The 17,889-nt window shown below is 64.8% G+C and carries 14 protein-coding genes; 9 read left to right on the top strand and 5 right to left on the bottom strand.

Going from position 1 to position 17,889, the window contains the following annotated elements:
- Positions 1 to 44: 44 nt before the first annotated feature.
- The 3 genes from acmB to ACMAUO_RS06735 all read right to left on the bottom strand — a co-directional run bounded on the left by acmB (position 45) and on the right by ACMAUO_RS06735 (position 3,832).
- A complete protein-coding gene (gene acmB, locus ACMAUO_RS06745) occupies positions 45 to 1,229 on the bottom strand; it encodes a methyl acetate hydrolase AcmB (protein ID WP_420356157.1) in 1,185 nt (394 codons plus the stop codon).
- A gap of 265 nt (positions 1,230 to 1,494) precedes the next feature.
- Positions 1,495 to 2,526 (bottom strand): helix-turn-helix transcriptional regulator, encoded by a 1,032-nt coding sequence (locus ACMAUO_RS06740; protein ID WP_420356156.1) that lies wholly within the window; start codon positions 2,524 to 2,526, stop codon positions 1,495 to 1,497.
- 271 nt (positions 2,527 to 2,797) lie between these two features.
- The gene (locus tag ACMAUO_RS06735; protein WP_420356155.1) at positions 2,798 to 3,832 is read right to left on the bottom strand and encodes a cysteine synthase A; all 1,035 of its coding nucleotides are present in this window, start codon (positions 3,830 to 3,832) and stop codon (positions 2,798 to 2,800) included.
- Positions 3,833 to 3,944: 112 nt separating this feature from the next.
- Here ACMAUO_RS06735 and ACMAUO_RS06730 point away from each other — a divergent pair, with 112 nt between their 5' ends.
- Entirely contained in the window at positions 3,945 to 4,352 is a 408-nt protein-coding gene (locus tag ACMAUO_RS06730; RefSeq protein WP_420356154.1) for a rhodanese-like domain-containing protein, read from the top strand.
- A gap of 15 nt (positions 4,353 to 4,367) precedes the next feature.
- On the opposite strand, the gene ACMAUO_RS06725 is transcribed toward ACMAUO_RS06730, so the two are convergent.
- A complete protein-coding gene (locus ACMAUO_RS06725) occupies positions 4,368 to 4,742 on the bottom strand; it encodes a hypothetical protein (RefSeq protein WP_420356153.1) in 375 nt (124 codons plus the stop codon).
- Between the two features lie 128 nt (positions 4,743 to 4,870).
- Entirely contained in the window at positions 4,871 to 6,289 is a 1,419-nt protein-coding gene (locus tag ACMAUO_RS06720; RefSeq protein WP_420356152.1) for an MFS transporter, read from the bottom strand.
- A gap of 91 nt (positions 6,290 to 6,380) precedes the next feature.
- Between ACMAUO_RS06720 and ACMAUO_RS06715 the strand changes: the two genes are divergently transcribed.
- From ACMAUO_RS06715 to ACMAUO_RS06680, 8 genes are all read left to right on the top strand, one after another.
- Positions 6,381 to 6,908 carry a hypothetical protein gene (locus ACMAUO_RS06715; RefSeq protein WP_420356151.1) on the top strand — a complete coding sequence of 176 codons (528 nt, stop codon included), beginning with the start codon at positions 6,381 to 6,383 and terminating at the stop codon, positions 6,906 to 6,908.
- Positions 6,874 to 8,883: a TonB-dependent receptor gene (locus ACMAUO_RS06710; protein WP_420356150.1), complete on the top strand. Its 2,010-nt coding sequence runs from the start codon at positions 6,874 to 6,876 to the stop codon at positions 8,881 to 8,883. The genes ACMAUO_RS06715 and ACMAUO_RS06710 overlap by 35 nt, the downstream gene beginning before the upstream one ends.
- Positions 8,884 to 8,947: 64 nt before the next feature.
- Positions 8,948 to 10,216: a purine-cytosine permease family protein gene (locus tag ACMAUO_RS06705; protein WP_420356149.1), complete on the top strand. Its 1,269-nt coding sequence runs from the start codon at positions 8,948 to 8,950 to the stop codon at positions 10,214 to 10,216.
- A gap of 120 nt (positions 10,217 to 10,336) precedes the next feature.
- A complete protein-coding gene (locus tag ACMAUO_RS06700; RefSeq protein ID WP_420356148.1) occupies positions 10,337 to 11,563 on the top strand; it encodes a metal-dependent hydrolase family protein in 1,227 nt (408 codons plus the stop codon).
- 10 nt (positions 11,564 to 11,573) lie between these two features.
- Positions 11,574 to 14,237 carry a LuxR C-terminal-related transcriptional regulator gene (locus ACMAUO_RS06695; RefSeq protein ID WP_420356147.1) on the top strand — a complete coding sequence of 888 codons (2,664 nt, stop codon included), beginning with the start codon at positions 11,574 to 11,576 and terminating at the stop codon, positions 14,235 to 14,237.
- A gap of 100 nt (positions 14,238 to 14,337) precedes the next feature.
- Positions 14,338 to 15,903, top strand: coding sequence for a hydantoinase/oxoprolinase N-terminal domain-containing protein (locus tag ACMAUO_RS06690; RefSeq protein ID WP_420356146.1), 1,566 nt, complete (start codon positions 14,338 to 14,340; stop codon positions 15,901 to 15,903).
- A gap of 32 nt (positions 15,904 to 15,935) precedes the next feature.
- Positions 15,936 to 17,027: an S-methyl thiohydantoin desulfurase family protein gene (locus ACMAUO_RS06685; protein ID WP_420356145.1), complete on the top strand. Its 1,092-nt coding sequence runs from the start codon at positions 15,936 to 15,938 to the stop codon at positions 17,025 to 17,027.
- A gap of 87 nt (positions 17,028 to 17,114) precedes the next feature.
- A complete protein-coding gene (locus ACMAUO_RS06680; protein WP_420356144.1) occupies positions 17,115 to 17,792 on the top strand; it encodes an aspartate/glutamate racemase family protein in 678 nt (225 codons plus the stop codon).
- Positions 17,793 to 17,889 lie beyond the last annotated feature (97 nt).

Below are 17,889 nucleotides of genomic sequence, written 5' to 3'. Positions count from 1 at the left end.
TTCCTGTTGTCTGTCTTGCCGGTGCCTGTTGCGTGGGACCTCGTTCAGACGTTGTGCAGGTCGTAGATCGTGCTTTCGAAATCCATGAAGCCCTGGAAGGAGGGGCCGTCGGCGAAGGGCAGGATCTGCGTGGCCCAGAAGCCGCCGAGGCCGTTCCGGCGGTCGATCCAGTAATACAGGTTGGCCAGCCCCGCCCAGCCGAGGGCGCCGGCCGGGCGGCCGGTGGGGGCGGTGGCGTCGTTGATCATGAAGCTGTAGCCCCATGATTTGGAAATGCCTGGGAAGAACTCCGCGTCGTTCGACAGGGTGGGAATCACGCTCCGGAGGGGAGGGAGCTTCAGCGCGCCCAGTCCGTTGGTGGCCATCATGGCGACGGTCTCGGCGTTCAGCACGCGCCCGTTCTCGCCCTGGCCTTTATTGAGGATCATGCGGATGAAGCGCATGTAGTCGCCGACCGTGGAATAGAGCCCGTGTCCGGCCATGTGCAGTTCGGGCTCCTGCGGCAGTTCGAAATCGGGGAGGGGGGTGAGCGTGCCGTCCGGCTCGCGCTGGTGCATCGTGGCCAGGCGGCGCCGCAGGGCGGGGGTGAGGGTGAAGCCGGTATTGTGCATGCCCAGGGGGACGAACACCCGTTCATGCAGCACCGTGCCCAGGCGGGTGCCGGTGATCCGTTCGACGATCTGGCCGGCCCAGTCGATATTGACGCCGTAATTCCAGCGTTCTCCCGGATCGAACAGGAGGGGGGCCGTGATGGAGGCTCTGGTGGCGGACATGACGCTGGGGAGCCGGCCGGATTCGGCGAGGCGGCGGTAGGGCTCGTTGAAGAAATCATAGCCGAAGCCGGCCGTATGCAGCAGGAGCATGCGCGCCGTGATCTCGCGTTTCGGCGGGCGGAGCCTGGGCGTGCCGTTTCTGTCGAAGCCTTCCACGACCTGTATGGCGCCGAGTTCGGGAACGTGGATCCTGGCCGGGGCGTCGAGATCGAGCCTTCCTTCCTCGACCAGTTGCATGACGGCGACGGCGGCGATGGCCTTGGTGCAGGAGAAGATGCGGAAGACCGTGTCCGTCGTCATGGCCGTGCCGCCGCCCTGCATGCGTTCGCCGGCGGCGCCCTCGTAGAGCGTCTGCCGGCGGTCGGTGACCATGGCGACGAGGCCGGGGATTCTGTCCTCGCCCCGCACGATTTCGGAGAGGAGGGCGTCGCACTGTGTTTTCGCCGTTGCGTGCATGGCTGTCCCGTAAAAACCGGATGGATGCGGGGACAATGCGACCGGGGCGGTGCGGTTATCTGCCTGCTGTCGGCAGGGGCTGTCTCGGATCGGCAGGTTTGTGAGCCTGATCGCAAATGTGAGCTGGTGAGCGAGAGCGGCCCGTCAGGGCCGTGCCCGTCGTGTGTTTCCGAGCATCGGAGCGGAGCGGCCTTGATGGCCGTCCGCCGCGAAGCGCAGGAAACGCGCGGAGGACACGCCGCCAGCGCGCATTTGCGGTCAGGCTCTATGCGGCGGCGCGCTTCAATGCGTGGTGAGCGCGGGCGAGCGTGGCCGAGGGCAGTTCGTTGAAGCGCCTGAGGAAGCCCTGGGCGAATTCGCTGAAATTCACGTAGCCCCATCGGCTGGCGATGGCGCCGACCGTCTCGCCGGGGCCGGCGGCGAGCAGTTCCGCCCTGGTGCCGAGCAGGCGCTGTTCGCGCAGGAAGGCGCTGGGCGTGGTGTCGCGGTAGCGCCGGAAGGCGCCGGACAGGGCGCGCACGCTGACGCCGGCCGCCATGGCGACATCGGTCATGGTGGGCAGGGCGGCCGCGTTTTCACGCATGAAATCCTCGGCGCGCCGGACGTAGAAGGGCGCGGCGCAGGCGCTCGTGCGGTTAAGGTCGATGCCGGCGCTGTCGGCCCAGTGTTGCAGGAGTTCGACGCAGACGGTTTCCGCGATGCGGGCGCGGATGCGCTCGCCCGTGCCGGGACGGGCCGTGCGGCCGAGGGTGCGGGTGACGTAGTCGAGCAGGGCGATCCAGGAGGAATCCCGGTCGCCGAAACGGACCTTCGTTGTCCACAAGGCGTCATTGGGCAGAAAGCCGAACCATTGCTGGGCGGTGGCCGCCAGCATGTCGTGGCCGATCGTGAGGTTGAACTGGAGATGGTCCGCGCTGGCCTTGAGCCAGTATTCCGTGCGGCTGCAATCGGCGACGAAGCTCTCGCCCGGGCCTGTGAAGAGGCTTTCGCCTCGGCCGGCCGCGTGTTCGATGCTGCCGCGCAGGGTGGTCAGGACCAGGACGCGCCCGGCCTTGGGATCGAAATCCGAGAGATGCACCGGGACGCCGTAGGAAAAGCGGGTGGCGACGATGCCGCCGGTTTCGACGGAATACATCGTGGCGTCGGGCATGAGGGTGCGGACCAGCGGCCGCGTGCGGTAGGGCATGTAGACCTGCCGGCAGAACGCGCTGACTTCCTCCCAGTCGGAAGAATGGGGATTGTGCTTCTGGACGAGGGGGTTGCCGCCGGCGTCGAGCAGTAACGCATCTTCGAGCATCGGTTCTCTGTAACCTTCGCGGGCCGGACTGTCGTGTCCGGGAATATTGTCCGTCGCGCCGCCCCCGTTGGCAGGGAATCGCCTCTCGGCAAGGGGGAGGGCGTGACTGGATGCCTTACGCGCGAAGGGGATGCCGTGTTTCGTCTTTTTGAAAAGATGGGGAAATTTTATGCTTTTGCGGGCGCCTGGCCGGAAATCCGGGCTGGTGAGCACCGAAAATGCAGGAAACGCGCGGCGGACATGCCGCCAGCGCGCATTTTAGGTCAGGGTCTCAGGCGAGCCAGGATGGGACGGGAAGATTCTTCTCGCGCAGGAAGGTGGGATTGAACAGCTTGGACTGGTAGCGGCTGCCGCCGTCGCACAGGATGGTCACGATGGTGTGGCCGGGGCCCATCTGGCGCGCCACGCGGATGGCCGATGCTACGTTGATGCCCGACGAGCCGCCGATCGACAGGCCCTCGTGGATCAGCAATTCGTAGATCAGGTCCAGCGCCTCGGCGTCGGGGATGCGCTCGGCGTCGTCGATCGCGATGCCTTCCAGGTTGCCGGTGACGCGGGACTGGCCGATGCCCTCGGTGATCGAGCCGCCGCTGATGCTCATGTCGCCGGACTTTACCCAGCCGTAGAGGGCCGAGCCTTCCGGGTCGGCCAGCACGATGCGGGGGCGGGCGCGGCCTTCGGCGCGGGCGGAATCCTCCAGCCCCAGCGCGATGCCGGCCAGCGTGCCGCCGGTGCCGCAGGAGCAGGTAAAGGCGTCGACCCTGCCTTGGGTCTGGGTCCAGATCTCGGGGCCGGTGGTGGCGCGGTGGCCCTCGCGGTTGGCGAGATTGTCGAACTGGTTGGCCCAGACCGCGCCCGTTTCCTCGGCCAGGCGGCGGGAGACGTGGACGTAGTTGCCCGGATCGCGGAACGGCTTGGCCGGCACCAGGCGCAGATCGGCGCCGATCATGCGCAGGAAGTCGATCTTCTCCTGGCTCTGGGTCTCCGGCATCACGATCACCGAGCGGTAGCCGCGCGCGTTGGCGACCAGGGTGAGCCCGATTCCGGTATTGCCCGCCGTGCCCTCGACCACCGTGCCGCCGGGCTTGAGCACGCCGCGCCGCTCGGCGTCGTCGATGATCGCCAGGGCGGCGCGGTCTTTCACCGAGCCGCCGGGATTCATGAATTCCGCCTTGCCCAGGATCTCGCAGCCCGTCAGTTCCGACGCGCGCCGCAGGCGGATCAGCGGCGTGTGGCCGATCGCGGCAGTCATGTCGGGGGACGAGGTCGTCCAGCCGATCGGGGCGGGATTTGCACTTTGGCCCATAACGCAGCACCTTCTCCGCAACGTGCGTGGCGGCCTATGCCGCCGGAATGCGCCCGGCCGGGGCCGGGCGGCCGTCAGGCGCACAATGTGCATTCTTGCGATGGGACACAAGATGATCGAGGACGTAGCCCCCACCCAGACCTGGGACGCGCTGGGAAACCGCCCGCAGGCGCAACTGGTCGATGTGCGCACCGACGCGGAATGGATGTTCGTGGGCCTGCCCGACCTGGCGTCGGTCGGCAAGCAGGTGATCCCGGTCTCGTGGCAGGGCCTCAGCGGGCAGCCGAATCCGCGTTTCCTGGAGCAACTCCAGGCGGCGGGGCTGACGCCGGAGCATGAGATCCATTTCATCTGCCGCTCGGGCGCGCGCAGCCATTCGGCCGCCATGGCGGCGCGGATGGCGGGGTTTGCGCATGTGTTCAACGTGGCGGGCGGATTCGAGGGGCCGCTGGATGCCGAGGGGCATCGGGGCTCCAAGGCCGGGTGGAAGGCCGACGGCCTGCCCTGGCGGCAGAATTAGGACCGCGGGCGCGCGTCAGGGACTTTCGCAGGTTTTCGTCATGTGATCGAAGAACCGCCCATTGGGGCAGACCGAATCAGGTGACGCGACCTGCGGGGGAACCGGCTGGGCAGGATAGGGCTGCGCGGGAGAGGACGGCACGGAGTAGGGCTGCGGCGGATAGGGCTGTGCAGGGTACGGCTGCGCAGGGGGCTGGGGATAGCCGTATTGTCCGGAGGGATAAGTCCCGCCCTGATCGCCCCCCGACGGATCGTAATAGGAAGGATTGGTGGTGGGCGGGGCATAGCCGGCGGCGTTATCACCGACATAGGCCTGAGCCAGCGCTCCGGCCGGGACAATCGCCATGCCCTGCGTGATCATCACGGCCCCGAACATCATAAATCGCCGCATCTTCCAAACTCCATCAGGTCGTGTGATGGCGTTTATACGTGCGAATCGCGGTGGTTGTTCCAGCAGGAGTGGGCAGGGCGGCAATGCGTGCCGCGTTGAGGTCGGGCGTTTTTTCCGACTGGTCGTGATCAGGATGCTTGGCGCAGGGCGGCGCCGGCGGTGCGGTCGAGGCGCAGATAGCCGGGGATCGAGAGGATCAGCGGGATGGCGACGACCAGGAACGCCCAGTGGAAATCGGTGGGGGTGAAGGCGTCGGTGGAGGGGTGTTCGCCGCGCAGGATCGCGGTCAGTCGCAGGGTGAGGGCGGCGAAGGCGACGGCCATGCCGATGCACATCTGCTGGCTGACGCTGAGCAGCGTGCTGGCGGCACCCTTTTCCTGGGCGCCGATATCGGCATAGCCCAGGGTGGCGAGCAGCGTGTACTGCATCGAGCGCGTGACGCCGCAGCCCAGCAGGACCAGCAGCAGGAGCGTGACCGGGGTGGCCGGCACCATCGTGCCCGCCAGCAGCACGAACAGCGCCCCCAAGGCCGCGTTGATGGCGGCGGTGGCGCGGAAGCCGAAGCGCTGGAGGATGCGGGTGGTGAACATCTTCATGCCCAGATTGCCCAGCGCGAAGGCCAGCATCAGCGAGCCGGCATGGAAGGCGGTGAGGCCGAAGCCGATCTGGAGCAGCAGCGGCACCAGATAGGGGATGGCGTCGATCGTCAGGCGCGACAGCGTGCCCGCCAGCACCGTGATGGCGAAGGTGGGGTGACGCATCAGCCGGAAATCGAGCAGCGGATGGGCCTGGCCCGCCGCGTGGCGCAGGGTCATGGTGCCCAGCAGCAGGCCGCCGCCGAACAGCAGGCTGGCCAGGATGGGGCTGGCCTGCGTGTTGCTGGCCAGCTCGGTGCCCAGCAGGATGGCGGTGAGCGAGACGCCGCCCAGCACGAAACCGGCCCAGTCCAGCGGGCGGCGCTCGCCGAACTGCTGCGGCACCACGGCGAAGATGACGCCCAGCACCGCCAGGCCCAGCGGCAGGTTGATGAAGAAGATCCAGTGCCAGCTTGTGAACGTCACGATCATGCCGCCGACCGTGGGGCCGATGACGGGGGCGGCCACCGCCGGCCAGGTGATGGTGGAGATGGCCTGGATCATGCGGCTGGTCTCGGTATTGCGCACCACGATGAAGCGCCCGACCGGCACCATCATCGCGCCGCCCAGCCCTTGCAGCACCCGGGCGGCGACGAACATGGGCACGCTGCCGGCGAAGCCGCACAGGACCGAGGCGGCGGTGAAGATGGTGACGGCGGTGGCGAAGATGGTGCGCGAGCCGAAACGGTCGGCCATCCAGCCGCTGATCGGGATGAAGACCGCCAGCGTCAGCATATAGGCCGTCATGCCCAGGCTGAGTTCGTTGGGGCCGACATGGAAACTGCGCGCCATCGCCGGCAGCGCCGTGGCGATGATGGTGGAGTCGAGATACTCCATGAAGAAGGTGGCGGCGACGATATAGGGCAGGATCGGCATGGGGAGAGCATAACGCGCCACGTGCCCGACTGCCATGCCTTGGAGGCCGGTCGGGGGCGCCAGCCCCTATACACATATTCCGCGAGGACAATGTGCTCTGGCCGCGATCTGCGCGGATGGTACGGCGATGGGCATGACGGGTTCAGGGCAACCCGGCACCGGCAAGTGGGCTCATTACGCTACCCAAACTTTGGGCCTCTCTACCCAAGACGCGCCTCGCATCGCGATGCTCTTCGCGTATAGCCTCTTCAGTAGTCGAGCTGCCGGGCGGGAGCTCAGAAGAGAGATCGATTGTCGTGCTGTACTTGCCGGTTTCATCGAAACGACGAAGTGCCGAATGGAAAGCCGCGACTCTATTTTCTTATTTCGACGCGCTGCCGCGCGGATCGTGTTCCGGAGCCAACGGCTACAGATTATGGGAGACAGGCAAAGTGCATCGCAATCGCCCCTTATTTCCGGTCTTTTTGCAAATCGCAGCGATTGTCTGTCTGCCCATCACGGCATGGTCGAACGACGAAGTGGCGGGGAAGAGCCCTTCCGTGCGGCCATCGGGCCACGGGGCATCGTCAACGGCCGGGCGCAGGGCGTCGGTGCCGCGAAAAAAACAGGCAGCGACGGTCGTGGGCGAAGATATCGTCGTGGCGGCCGATCATAATGCCCTGAAAAACCGGGCACAGAAAAAATCGATGCAGTCGGTGGTGATTTCCGGTGAGGAACTGGCGAATGCCACGGCCCGAACGACCCAGGATACGTTAAACCTGATTCCCAACGTCAATATGGCGCATTCATACGATTTTCTGAACAGCTTTATCGTCGTGCGTGGCCTTCAGGAGGTCAATAATTCGACATCGCCATTGCAGATCGTGGTCGATGGCGTGCCGCAGAACAATCAGAAGGAAGCCTTTCTCGATATGGTCGACGTATCGAGCGTGGAAGTCATGAGCGGGCCGCAGGGGGCGCTTTTCGGCAACGGTGCCCTGGGTGGCGCGACCGTCATCACGACCAAGCCGCCGACGAATGCGTATCACGGGTTCGTTCAGGGCAGTTATGGCAACGGGGCCTATTACCAGGGGCTGGCCGGGCTTTCGGGGGCGATGGTCAAGGACAAGGTCTTCTTCAGGCTTTCCGGCGGCTCGGACGGGTTCGGCGGCCTGATCCGCAACACGTATCTGGATCGCAATGTCGACCATATCAATCATAACGACTCGGTGCAGGGGCGGATCATTGCGCTGCCGACAGACTGGTTGAGCATGGATTTCCGTGTTCACTACAACTGGTTCAAGGCGGGAGCGGAGCAGGACAGCATCGTCACCGGGACCAATGATTTCGCGCGCCCTAGCAGCGATCTCGAGGGGGCATCATGGGGGCATGTCGCCAACGCGACGGTCAAGCTGGATGCCCAGCTCGGATTTGCGACACTGACGACCATCACTGGCCTGACCGACCTTGCCGATGCCAATCGCGGGGATCTCGACTTCTCGAATCTGAAGCAGAATCCGCTGGGTCTTGGTGGATTGGGAGCCGTTGGACAGGGGCAGGACCTGGCGTATCGGGGGATCAGCCAGGAGGTTCGCCTGACGTCGCGGCAGGACCGGCCTTTCAGGTGGGTGACCGGATTCTACTACAATCATCAGGACCGCGCCTTGCAGACCAAGGGGTTTTTCGACCTGAACCACACCAGGGACCAATATAACGATCCTTCGCTCGTGATCATCGACCACAATGAATTCGACAAGGATTATGCGTGGGCGGCCTATGGCCAGATGGAATATGACATCACGAAGCATCTGACGCTGACGGCGGGGACGCGCTACGATTCCATCAACAGGAACCAGACCGACCTGTCGGACGGTTCGCAACGCTCCAAGACCTATAGCAGGCCCCAGCCGCGCGTGACCCTGACATGGCACTTCACGCCGAACCATCTGCTCTATGCCACATATTCGGAAGGGTTCCGCCCCGGCGGGTTCAACGCACCAGGGGTTCCCGTGGCGCCGTTCAAGGCGGAGCATCTCGATAATTACGAACTCGGGTTCAAGACCGCGTGGCTCGATAACAGGCTGACCCTGAATGGTGCTTTCTATTACGAGAAAGACAGGAATTTCCAATTTTTCTATGTCGACGTCGCCACGGCCTCGCAGATCATCGGCAATATCGACAAGGCGGATATCTATGGCGGGGAAGTGCAGCTTCAGGCCCTTCTGGCACGGGGCCTGACCTTTTCGGCGGGGCTGGGGACGACGCATTCCCAAGTCGTCAAAAGTTCAAGCTATGCCGGTGTGATCGGGAACTACACGCCGCGTACGATCCCGTGGAAACTGAATGTCGCGTTGCAGTACGAGCGCCGGCTATGGCGCGACCTCAACGGGTTCGTGCGCGGTGACTTCGAACATCGGGGCCATGAATACTGGCAGGTCGACAACCTCAACGTGCAGTCGCAGATCAACCTGGTGAATGCGCGGCTCGGTCTCAAATGGGGGAACTACTCGGTCTATGTATGGGGCAAGAACCTGACGAACGAGCAATATTTCGAGGATTACAACCCGAAGGCATTCTCAGGGGCCGCGTATGATCTGGGCTGGCTGGCCGAGCCCCGGACCTATGGCGTCGAAGCGCGCGCGTCCTTCTGACGGTGATGACCGCGCGCTCCCCCTGGCTGTTCAGCATAACCATCGCTTTCTTCGAGTTTTCCCGATGACGGCATCCGATGAAGTCCCCGGTTCGCTCTCCGAAAGCTATGCCCACGGGATCGTCCCTGCTTCGGCACAGGGGAGTGCGTGGCGGCTGTTCTTCATCATGGCGGGCGGGTTGTGCGGACTTCCCGCCTTCACGCTGGGTGCCCGGATCATGGGGAGCATGGCTCCGACGGCCGGTGTACAGGCGATTCTGGCGGGCAGCCTGATTCTGGCGGCGGTCGGGGGAGTGACGGCGGGGATCGGATCGAAGAGCCGGATGAGCCTGGCGCTCCTGGCCGAGCCGGTGTTCGGGTCCGCCGGCGCGCAGCTCGTCAGGCTGGCCGTGTCCACGGCACTTGTCGGCTGGTACGCCGTCGAGGTCGGGCTGATGGGGGCTACGGTCCATGGTGCCCTGGTGTCGTTCGTCGGGGTCGAGACCCCGGAATGGCTGATGTCGATGGTGCTGACGCTCCTTGTCGGCGGTGTCGCGTCGAGGGGGACTGTCGGCCTCGAACGGCTGGGGATCGTGCTGATTCCGCTTGGCGCCATGCTGCTGGCGGCATCGGTCGCGCTGGCATGGCCGGGCGTGCAGGGGGGCAGGCCGGCGCCGGCGGTCGCGATGGGGTTCGGCCAGGCGGTTTCGGCGGTGATCGGGGCCTATGTGGTCGGGATCGTCATCCAGCCCGACTATAGCCGGTTCGTCCGCAGGCCGGTGGCGGCACGCGCGAGTATCATGGTCGTGCTGGGGGTGGTTTTTCCGTTGATCCTGATCGGGTCGTCGGTTTCGGGGGCGCTGCTCGGCCAGCCGGACCTGCTGGCGGCGATGACCGTGCTGGGCTACGGGCCGCCGGCTTTCGCGATCCTGATGCTGGGTGCGGGGCTCGATGCGTCGTCGTGCCTCTATTCCGGCAGCCTTTCGCTGTCCGCCCAGTTCGAACGGGCGCGCTTCGGGTGGGTCGTGATGCTGGTTTCCGCGCTGGGCCTGCTGATGGACCTGCTGCGGGTGGGGCAGGCATTCGTGCCTTTCCTGACGATTCTGAGCATCGCCCTTCCGCCGATCGCCGCGATCATGGCGTGTTCGATGTCGGGGGCGGATCTGTCGGCCGGAACCTCCGCGCGCTTTCGTGGCGGTGCGCTGTCCGCCTGGGCGGCCGGCAGCGCGGTCGGCCTGGCATCGACCACGGGCCTTCTTTCCCTGACGCAGATCCCGAGCCTGGACGCCATGCTGACCGCCGCCGTCATCATGAAGGCGTCGCAGGCCCTGCGTGGCGCCTTCGCCGCGCAATGACGGCCGTGATGGGGATGCCCGCGCTACCCGAGCGCGCCGGGCCGCTACCCCGCACCGGGTTTGACGCCTGTCGCGTCCATGCGCGATCCTTTTCTTCTCATGACGGAGCGGGAATGCCAGATGGTCTTGCTGATCCATAATTGCCGGGTCTTCGACGGCCTGTCGGAGGACATCGCCGAGGGGCGCACGCTGTATATCGAGGATGGCGTCATCCGCGATATCGGTCCTCGTGCCGCGTTCGCGGACAGCGGGGCTTCCATCGATGCCGGCGGCCGCTTCGTGATGCCGGGCCTGATCGATGCGCATTTCCATGCCTACGGAATGGAGGTGAATCCGGCCCGCATCGATACGATTCCCGAAGTCGTGCGGGGATTGCGGGCAAAATCCATCCTGGAAGGTGCATTGGCCCGTGGCTATACGACTGTGCGCGACGCCGCCGGAGGAGATTACGCCCTGGCGGCGGCGCTCGAAGCCGGGCTGATCGATGGCCCCCGCTTCTTCTTTCCCGGACTGGCGTTGAGCCAGACGGGCGGCCATGGCGACCTTCGCGCGCCGAACCACGCGGATATCTGCGCCTGCGCCTATTGCGGGGCGCTGGCGATGGTGGTGGACGGGCCGGACGCGATGCGCAAAGCCGTGCGCGAACAGTTGCGGCGCGGGGCCCATCAGGTAAAGCTTTTCGTATCGGGCGGCGTGCTTTCGCCCAGCGATCCGATCTGGATGAACCAGTTCGCGGTCGAGGAAATCCGCGTCGCCGTCGAGGAAGCGGCCACCCGGCGCTGTTATGTGATGGCCCATGCCCACACCAATGACGCGGTGCTGCGCTGTGTGTCGAATGGCGTGAAATCGATAGAGCATGCCACCATGCTGGAGCGGGACGGCGCCGAGGCCATCGTGGCCCATGACGTCTTTGCCGTGCCGACGATGGCCATCATCGATGCCATTCGCACGCTGGGGGGGCAACTGGGCCTGTCGCGCGCGATGGTGGACAAGGCGGCAGAGGTGGAACGCCACGCCATGAGGTCGCTCGACATGCTGCGGAGCGCGGGGGCGCGGATCGGTTTCGGCACCGATCTGCTGGGCCCGCTCATGGAACGTCAGTCGCGTGAGTTCCTGCTGCGCCGGGAGGTTTGCACGCCGCTGGAGATTCTGCGCTCGGCGACCTCGACCAACGCGGCATTGCTCGGGATGCAGGGGCGGCTGGGTACCCTGGCGCCGGGAGCGATGGCTGACCTGTTGATTGTCGATGGCGATCCGCTGAAAGATATCGCCTGCCTGGCTCAGGAAGGGAATATCCGGCTCATCATGCGCAACGGCCGGATCTGCAAAAACGGGATCGATGCCTGAGGCGGCCAAGATGCTTCCTCAACCCGGCAGGCCGGTGCTGCGCCGGCTGTCGCCGCCGATCCATTATCTGCGCCTGTGTACCCGTACGCTCATTCTGCGGTCACTGGATGTGGCGCGGCAGGGACGGCTGACCATTATCCTGGGGCCGCCGGGTTATGGGAAAACCAGCGTTCTTACCCAATGGCATGCGCGGCTGACCGCGGCGGGTGTCAATGTCGCGTGGTACAGCGCGCTGGAAACCGAACGCGAGCCGTTGCAATTCCTGCGCATGCTCGTCCTGGCGCTGGAGGCCGGGCATGTCGATCCGGGGGATGCGGCGCGGCGGATCCTCTTTGACGGCGACACGGATGCGGCTCTGGATGCTTTGGCCCTCGGCCTCGATAACCTGCCTCAGCCGGTCACGATTATTCTCGACGATTTCGACAAGGTCGATCATCCGCGCATCATCGAGTGCCTGTCCATGCTGGTCGAAGCGACATCGGAGCATGTGCATTTCGTGCTTTCGACGCGGCACAAGCCCGCCCTGCCCATCGCGTTGCTGCGGGCCCAGGGAAGCGTGCGCGTGATCGAGCCGGGCGAGCTGAAGCTGCGGGGACGGGAACTGGCCGATGCGCTCGACCTGCCGGAGGATGCTCCCGAACTCGCGGCCATTGCCGAACAGACCGAAGGCTGGCCGATCGCCGTCCAGCTATACCGGCTGTGGCGGGAGCGGGTGGGTGGGATGCAGTCGATGCCGCGCTTCAGCGGCCTTGCATCCGAAATGGCCGATTATTTCGCCGAGCAGATCTTCGGCCATCTTTCCGCATGCCATCAGGCCGCGCTGATCGAGCTTTCCATCGTGGACGTGATCGAACTTTCGCTGGCCGATCATGTGCGCGACGCCTATGACAGCGCGCATGTGCTCCAGCAGGTGGCGCGGGCGCTGCCCAGCCTGGTGCAGCAGAGCATCCTGGACGGCGAGGTGGGCTATCGCCTCCATCCGCTGCTGGCGGAATATGCGCGTGGACGGCTGGCGGTCATGCCCGGACGCATGGGAGTGCTGCATGCGCGCGCCGCGATCTGGTTCGAACGGCAGAGACGCTATGTCGATGCGGTGCGCCACGCGGTCCAGAGCAAGGATGACGGGCTCCTGCAACTCCTGCTTTCCCGCCTGCCGTTCCTTGAAGTCTTCCTTTCGGCGGGGGTCGGGCATCTGCGTGCGATCATCCGGGAGATCCCGGCCATGGCGTTGCAGGATAGCCCGAGGATGCGTCTGGCCGCGATCCTCGTCTATTTCAAGGAAGGGTTCCATCGCGAGGCGGCGCAGATGGTGTCCGCGATGGTTGAGGAAAGCGATCGCCTTCTTTTTTCGGAAGAGCAGGCAAAGGCAGAACGGGAGCGGTTCCTGACGGAGAGCCGCGCGCTGATGAGCTTCTTCGCGGTGGATATGCTGGGACCGCTCGTGCTTCCGACGCTCTCTGTCGCAACGCTGCGCGAACAATCGGCGAATATGCCGATGATGTGGGGATGGTACGAAAATCTCGAACTGGTGCTGCAACAGCAGATCGGAGAGATCGACGCGGCCGCGCTGGCGCTGGAGAGGGCGCGTACCGCCTATGGGACCATCGACGGGCTGCATCATGCGGACATGCACCTTGTCTGCCATGAAATCCTGCTGGATCTGGCGCGGGGAGACCTGCATCGGGTCAAGGAACGGAACCTGGCCGTGCGGAGGCGGCTGCCGGTCCACATGGCCGGAGAGCGCAGCCTGCATGCCATGGCCAGGATCGCCGATGCCTGCATAGAATATCTGCAGACATATCGACCCAGTGCCGCCGAGGAAATGCGCATCGCCCTGTTCGAGTTCGGCAGGAATGAAGCGTGGTTCGATCAATATGCGCTCGCCCTGCCGGTGATCGTGGAAGTCAGTTTCCGCCGTCATGGCAGGGACCCGGCGCTGAAGGAACTCGCGGTGACGGCCGCCGACCTGAGGCAGCGCGGCATGGAGGCGCTGGAAGGGCTGCTGTCCGCCCTCGCCCTGTTCGTCCATGCGCGGAGCGGGGATGTGCCGGCGGAACTGGAAGCCCGTTGCCGCGACCTGGTCATGCCGCCGGCATCGGACCGGCCCTGGCTGGAGCGCGAATGGTGCCTGCGTGCCCTGGCGATGGTGGCGTTGATTCGTGACACTCCTGATGAAGCCGAAAAATTTTCGGAAGAGCTGATTCGCGTCTCTCGATCGGGCGGGCGGCTTGTCGGTGAAGTCTGGGGGATGGTACTGGGGGCCCGCGTCGCCTTGTGGCGTGAAGATCGGGACGTGGCGCGTGGCATGGCGTTGCAGGCCGTGCAACTGTCGCAGCAACAGCAGATCGTGGCGCCTTTTGCCGAAATCCAGGATGGGCTCGCTGAACTCCTGGGTGAACTTGTCGAGGAAATGCCGTCGGAATTCGGCCGCCGTCACATCGATGCGATCCTGCGTGCCATTGCCAACGAACGGAGCTTGACCGCGACCGATGCGCTGAGCGACCGCGAGGCGGAGATCATGGCGCATGTGGCGGATGGTGCATCCAACAAGCTGATCGCCCGGCGGCTTGGCATCAGCGACAACACCGTGAAATTTCACCTCAAGAAGATCTACGCCAAACTGGGCGTGTCGGGCCGCAAGGCGGCGGTGGCCCGGTTCGACAGGGCGCGTTGATACCTACCCGTTCGAAACGTCCACTATCCTCCTTGGCGCTGGCAATATCCGGTCAACGCTGTTCTTCTCGACCATATTCAATTCGCATGGAGACAGGCTGGTGAGCAGGGACAAACTGCGGCTGGGAATCGATGTCGGCGGCACGAATACGGATGGTGTCCTCATGCGGGGCCGGGACGTGGTCAGCGCGGTCAAGAGTTTTACGACCGCCGACGTGCGGGATGGTGTGATGGCCACCGTGCGGGGGCTCGTGGAGCAGCATGGCGTTTCGCCGCAGGCGATAGAGGCCGTGATGATCGGCACGACGCAGTTCGTGAACGCCTTCATCCAGCGCCGGGACCTTTCGCTGGTCGCGGCGATACGGGTCGGCCTGCCGATGGGAGACGGCGTGCCGCCTTTCGCCGGATGGCCGGATGACGCGAAAGAGGCGGTGGGAGGGCGATATTACCTGGTGCGCGGGGGAGCCTTCTATAACGGCAAGGATTATGCGCCGCTGGATGAAGAGGCGATCACGGCGGCTGCGCTGGACGCCGCCGGCGCCGGTGTGCGGGCCTTTGCCGTCTCTGCGACGTTCGCGCCGCTGCGGCCGGATATCGAAAGGCGGGCGCGGGATGTGATCCTGGCGGCGGTGCCCGATGCGCAGGTGACGCTGTCCAGTGACGTGGGTGGCATCGGGATACTGGATCGCGAGAACGGTGCGATCGTGAATGCCAGCCTGTCGGCTCTGGCGGGGCGGGTGGTCGGGTCGCTGCGCCGGGCCTTTACCGACCTGGAGATCACGGCGCCCATCTTCATCAGCCAGAATGACGGCACGCTGATCAGTACCGACGTCGCGGCGCAATTGCCGATTCTGACCTGTTCGGCCGGCCCGACGAACAGTATTCGCGGTGCTGCCTTCCTGAGCGGCCTGCGGGATGCGATCGTCGCCGACATCGGGGGGACGACGACGGATATCGGTTTTCTGCGCGACGGCTTTCCGCGCGAGACGAGTTCGCCCAATTTCATCGGCGGCGTGCGGACCAATTTCCGGATGCCCGACGTGCTGTCCATCGGGGTCGGTGGCGGCAGTCTTGTCACGCCGACGGCGGGGGGGGCGCGTGTCGGACCGCGATCGGTCGGCTTCCGGCTTCAGGACGAGGGGCTTGTCTTCGGTGGTGACACGATGACGGCGACCGATATCGCGGTGCGGACCGGGCAGGCGGCGATCGGTGATCCGGCACTGGTTGCGGGCATCCCCCAGGCGCTGGCGGAAGCCGCGCTCGACGACATCCATGCGCAGGTCGAGGACGCCATCGACCAGATCAAGGTCAATTCCACGCCGCAGCCGATCATCCTGGTGGGAGGGGGCAGCATTCTGTTGTCGCGGCCCCTGAAGGGTACGTCGGAGGTGCTGCGCCCCGCCCATGCCGAGGTTGCCAATGCGGTAGGAGCCGCCATCGCGCTGGTCAGTGGCCGCGTTGACAAATTGTATGATTTTGCCGGGCTGGGGCGGGAGGGTGCGCTGGACCTGGCCCGCAGGGAGGCGCGGGACGCGGCGGTTCTGGCGGGGGCCGCCGCCGGCCAGATCGAGATCGTCGACTTGCAGGAACTTCCCATGACCCACATGAAAGCGGGCTCGGTACAGGTGAAAGTGCGGGCGGTCGGGCCGCTTGCGGCGCTCGTCTGACCTTCTGCCTCCTGATCCAAAGGTAATCGGACATGTACAAGATCGATGCGATTCGGGATATTCAGGACATGGCGCGGGGCGCGGTGTTGCTGGGCACGGGTGGCGGCGGGGACCCCTATGTTGGCGAATTGTTCGTGCGCGAGCAGATAAACCGTGGTCGCTTTCCATACGTCGTGGCGCCCGAGGAACTGGCGGACGATGCGTTCGTCCTGTCGATCGCCGGGATCGGGGCGCCGACCGTCATCATCGAGCATCTGGTCAGCGAAAAGACGCTCTTGCGCCTGCTGGCCCAGGCCGAGGCCTTTTACGGCCGGCGTGTCGATGCGCTGATCAGTGCCGAGATCGGCGGGGCGAATTCGGTCTTTCCGCTCGCCTTGTCCGCCATCAGCGATATTCCCGTTGTTGACGCCGACGGGGTGGGGCGGGCGGTACCCCAACTGGAAATGACGACCTTCAGCATTTACGGCGTCAAGGCCACGCCTGCCATCATCATGGACGATAGCGGGAATGTCGTGACGATGGAAACGGCCAGTGACCGCATGGCCGAAGACCTGGCCCGCGCCGTGACCACCGCGATGGGGTCGATGTCGTTCGGCTCGCTCTATCCCATGAGCGGAAAGCAGGTGCGCGATTGCGCCGTGCTGGGTACGCTGACACAGGCGCTGGAAATCGGCCGGGCGATCAGGGCGGCCCGGGAAGGCGAGGGTGACGTGTTCGACTCGCTGCTCGGTTATCTCAACGGGCTTGACGGCCGCCATGCGCGCATCCTGTTCGACGGCAAGATCACCGATGTCACACGCGAAACGCGCGATGGCTGGCATTGGGGCCTAGCGACCATGCAGGGGCTTCGCGACGAAGCGGATATGTTCACGGTCGAACTGCGAAACGAATATATCGTCGCGCGCCACAATGGCGTGCCCGCCACCATGGTGCCGGACCTGATCGCGATCCTCGACCGTGAGTCGGCGGAGCCGCTGACAGGCGAGATGCTGAATTACGGACAACGTGTGAAAGTGCTGGGATTCAGTGCCGATCCGATGTTGCGCACGCCGGAAAGCCTTGAAGTCCTGGGGCCGCGACAATTCGGGCTGGAAATGGATTATGTCAGGATCGAGGATCTCTGACCGGAAAACCGAAAAGGGGTGCGGCCGGGGGAAAAAATGAAGCTTCTCAATCTCGTTCCCGTTATCGGCGACGTATGGACGCCGGAAATGAGTGATTACACCTTTAAATATCTGAAGCCGGATACGGAGGTCGTTACCAGGGGGCTGGTCCATGGGCCGAGCAGCATCGAGGGCGAATATGATGAAGCCCTGGCTGCTCCGGAAACGGTCTTTCGTTGCGAGCAGGCGGCCAGGGAAGGATTTGACGGCATATTCGTCAATTGTTTCGGGGACCCGGGGGTGCGGGCCGCGCGTGAAGCCGTCGATGTTCCGGTGTTTGGCGGGTTCGAACCGGTCATGCATCTGGCGATGGGAACGGCCGACAGGATCGCGATCATCACGGTCTTGCCGCATCCGGTTTCAATGCTGAACGGAAGCGTCGCCAAGGCAAGGCTGGAAGGGAGGGTCGTCTGTATTCGCAATATCGACATGCCCGTCCTGGACCTTCAGGATCATGAGAAGGTGGTGACGGCATTGACGGAGCAGGCGGTGCTGGCGATTCAGCGCGAGCATGCCGAGGCGATCGTCCTGGGCTGCACGGGCTTCATCGACGTGCGCGAGGATGTCCGGTACAAGCTCACGCAGGCCGGTTACGATGCGCCGGTTCTGGAAGCGGCACAGGCCGCCATGGTGACGCTGGAGGCTTTCGTGACGATGGGGCTGCATCATAGCCGCCTTACGTACCTTCCTCCCCGCGAGAAAGATCGTCATTGGTGGCCTGCCTGACCGAAAATGCGGTCTGGCAGGCTGTCGGGTCGGGCCCTGCCGATGGGGGCCCGTCCCTTGGCGGGGTCTGGGGCAGCGGGCAGCGCGCTTGGGCGCT

Origin of the sequence: Gluconacetobacter brunescens (assembly GCF_048695475.1) — a bacterium.
GTDB lineage: Bacteria > Pseudomonadota > Alphaproteobacteria > Acetobacterales > Acetobacteraceae > Gluconacetobacter.
The sequence above is the reverse complement of the archived record's forward strand: the minus strand, read 5'-3'. Positions and strand labels throughout refer to the sequence as shown.

Bases quoted from the DNA above. Each gene is read 5' to 3' on its own strand.
- acmB (WP_420356157.1), bottom strand. From the start codon at position 1,229: ATGCACGCAACGGCGAAAACACAGTGCGACGCCCTCCTCTCCGAAATC.
- ACMAUO_RS06740 (WP_420356156.1), bottom strand. From the start codon at position 2,526: ATGCTCGAAGATGCGTTACTGCTCGACGCCGGCGGCAACCCCCTCGTC.
- ACMAUO_RS06735 (WP_420356155.1), bottom strand. From the start codon at position 3,832: ATGGGCCAAAGTGCAAATCCCGCCCCGATCGGCTGGACGACCTCGTCC.
- ACMAUO_RS06730 (WP_420356154.1), top strand. From the start codon at position 3,945: ATGATCGAGGACGTAGCCCCCACCCAGACCTGGGACGCGCTGGGAAAC.
- ACMAUO_RS06725 (WP_420356153.1), bottom strand. From the start codon at position 4,742: ATGCGGCGATTTATGATGTTCGGGGCCGTGATGATCACGCAGGGCATG.
- ACMAUO_RS06720 (WP_420356152.1), bottom strand. From the start codon at position 6,289: ATGGCAGTCGGGCACGTGGCGCGTTATGCTCTCCCCATGCCGATCCTG.
- ACMAUO_RS06715 (WP_420356151.1), top strand. From the start codon at position 6,381: ATGGGCATGACGGGTTCAGGGCAACCCGGCACCGGCAAGTGGGCTCAT.
- ACMAUO_RS06705 (WP_420356149.1), top strand. From the start codon at position 8,948: ATGACGGCATCCGATGAAGTCCCCGGTTCGCTCTCCGAAAGCTATGCC.
- ACMAUO_RS06700 (WP_420356148.1), top strand. From the start codon at position 10,337: ATGGTCTTGCTGATCCATAATTGCCGGGTCTTCGACGGCCTGTCGGAG.
- ACMAUO_RS06695 (WP_420356147.1), top strand. From the start codon at position 11,574: ATGCTTCCTCAACCCGGCAGGCCGGTGCTGCGCCGGCTGTCGCCGCCG.
- ACMAUO_RS06685 (WP_420356145.1), top strand. From the start codon at position 15,936: ATGTACAAGATCGATGCGATTCGGGATATTCAGGACATGGCGCGGGGC.
- ACMAUO_RS06680 (WP_420356144.1), top strand. From the start codon at position 17,115: ATGAGTGATTACACCTTTAAATATCTGAAGCCGGATACGGAGGTCGTT.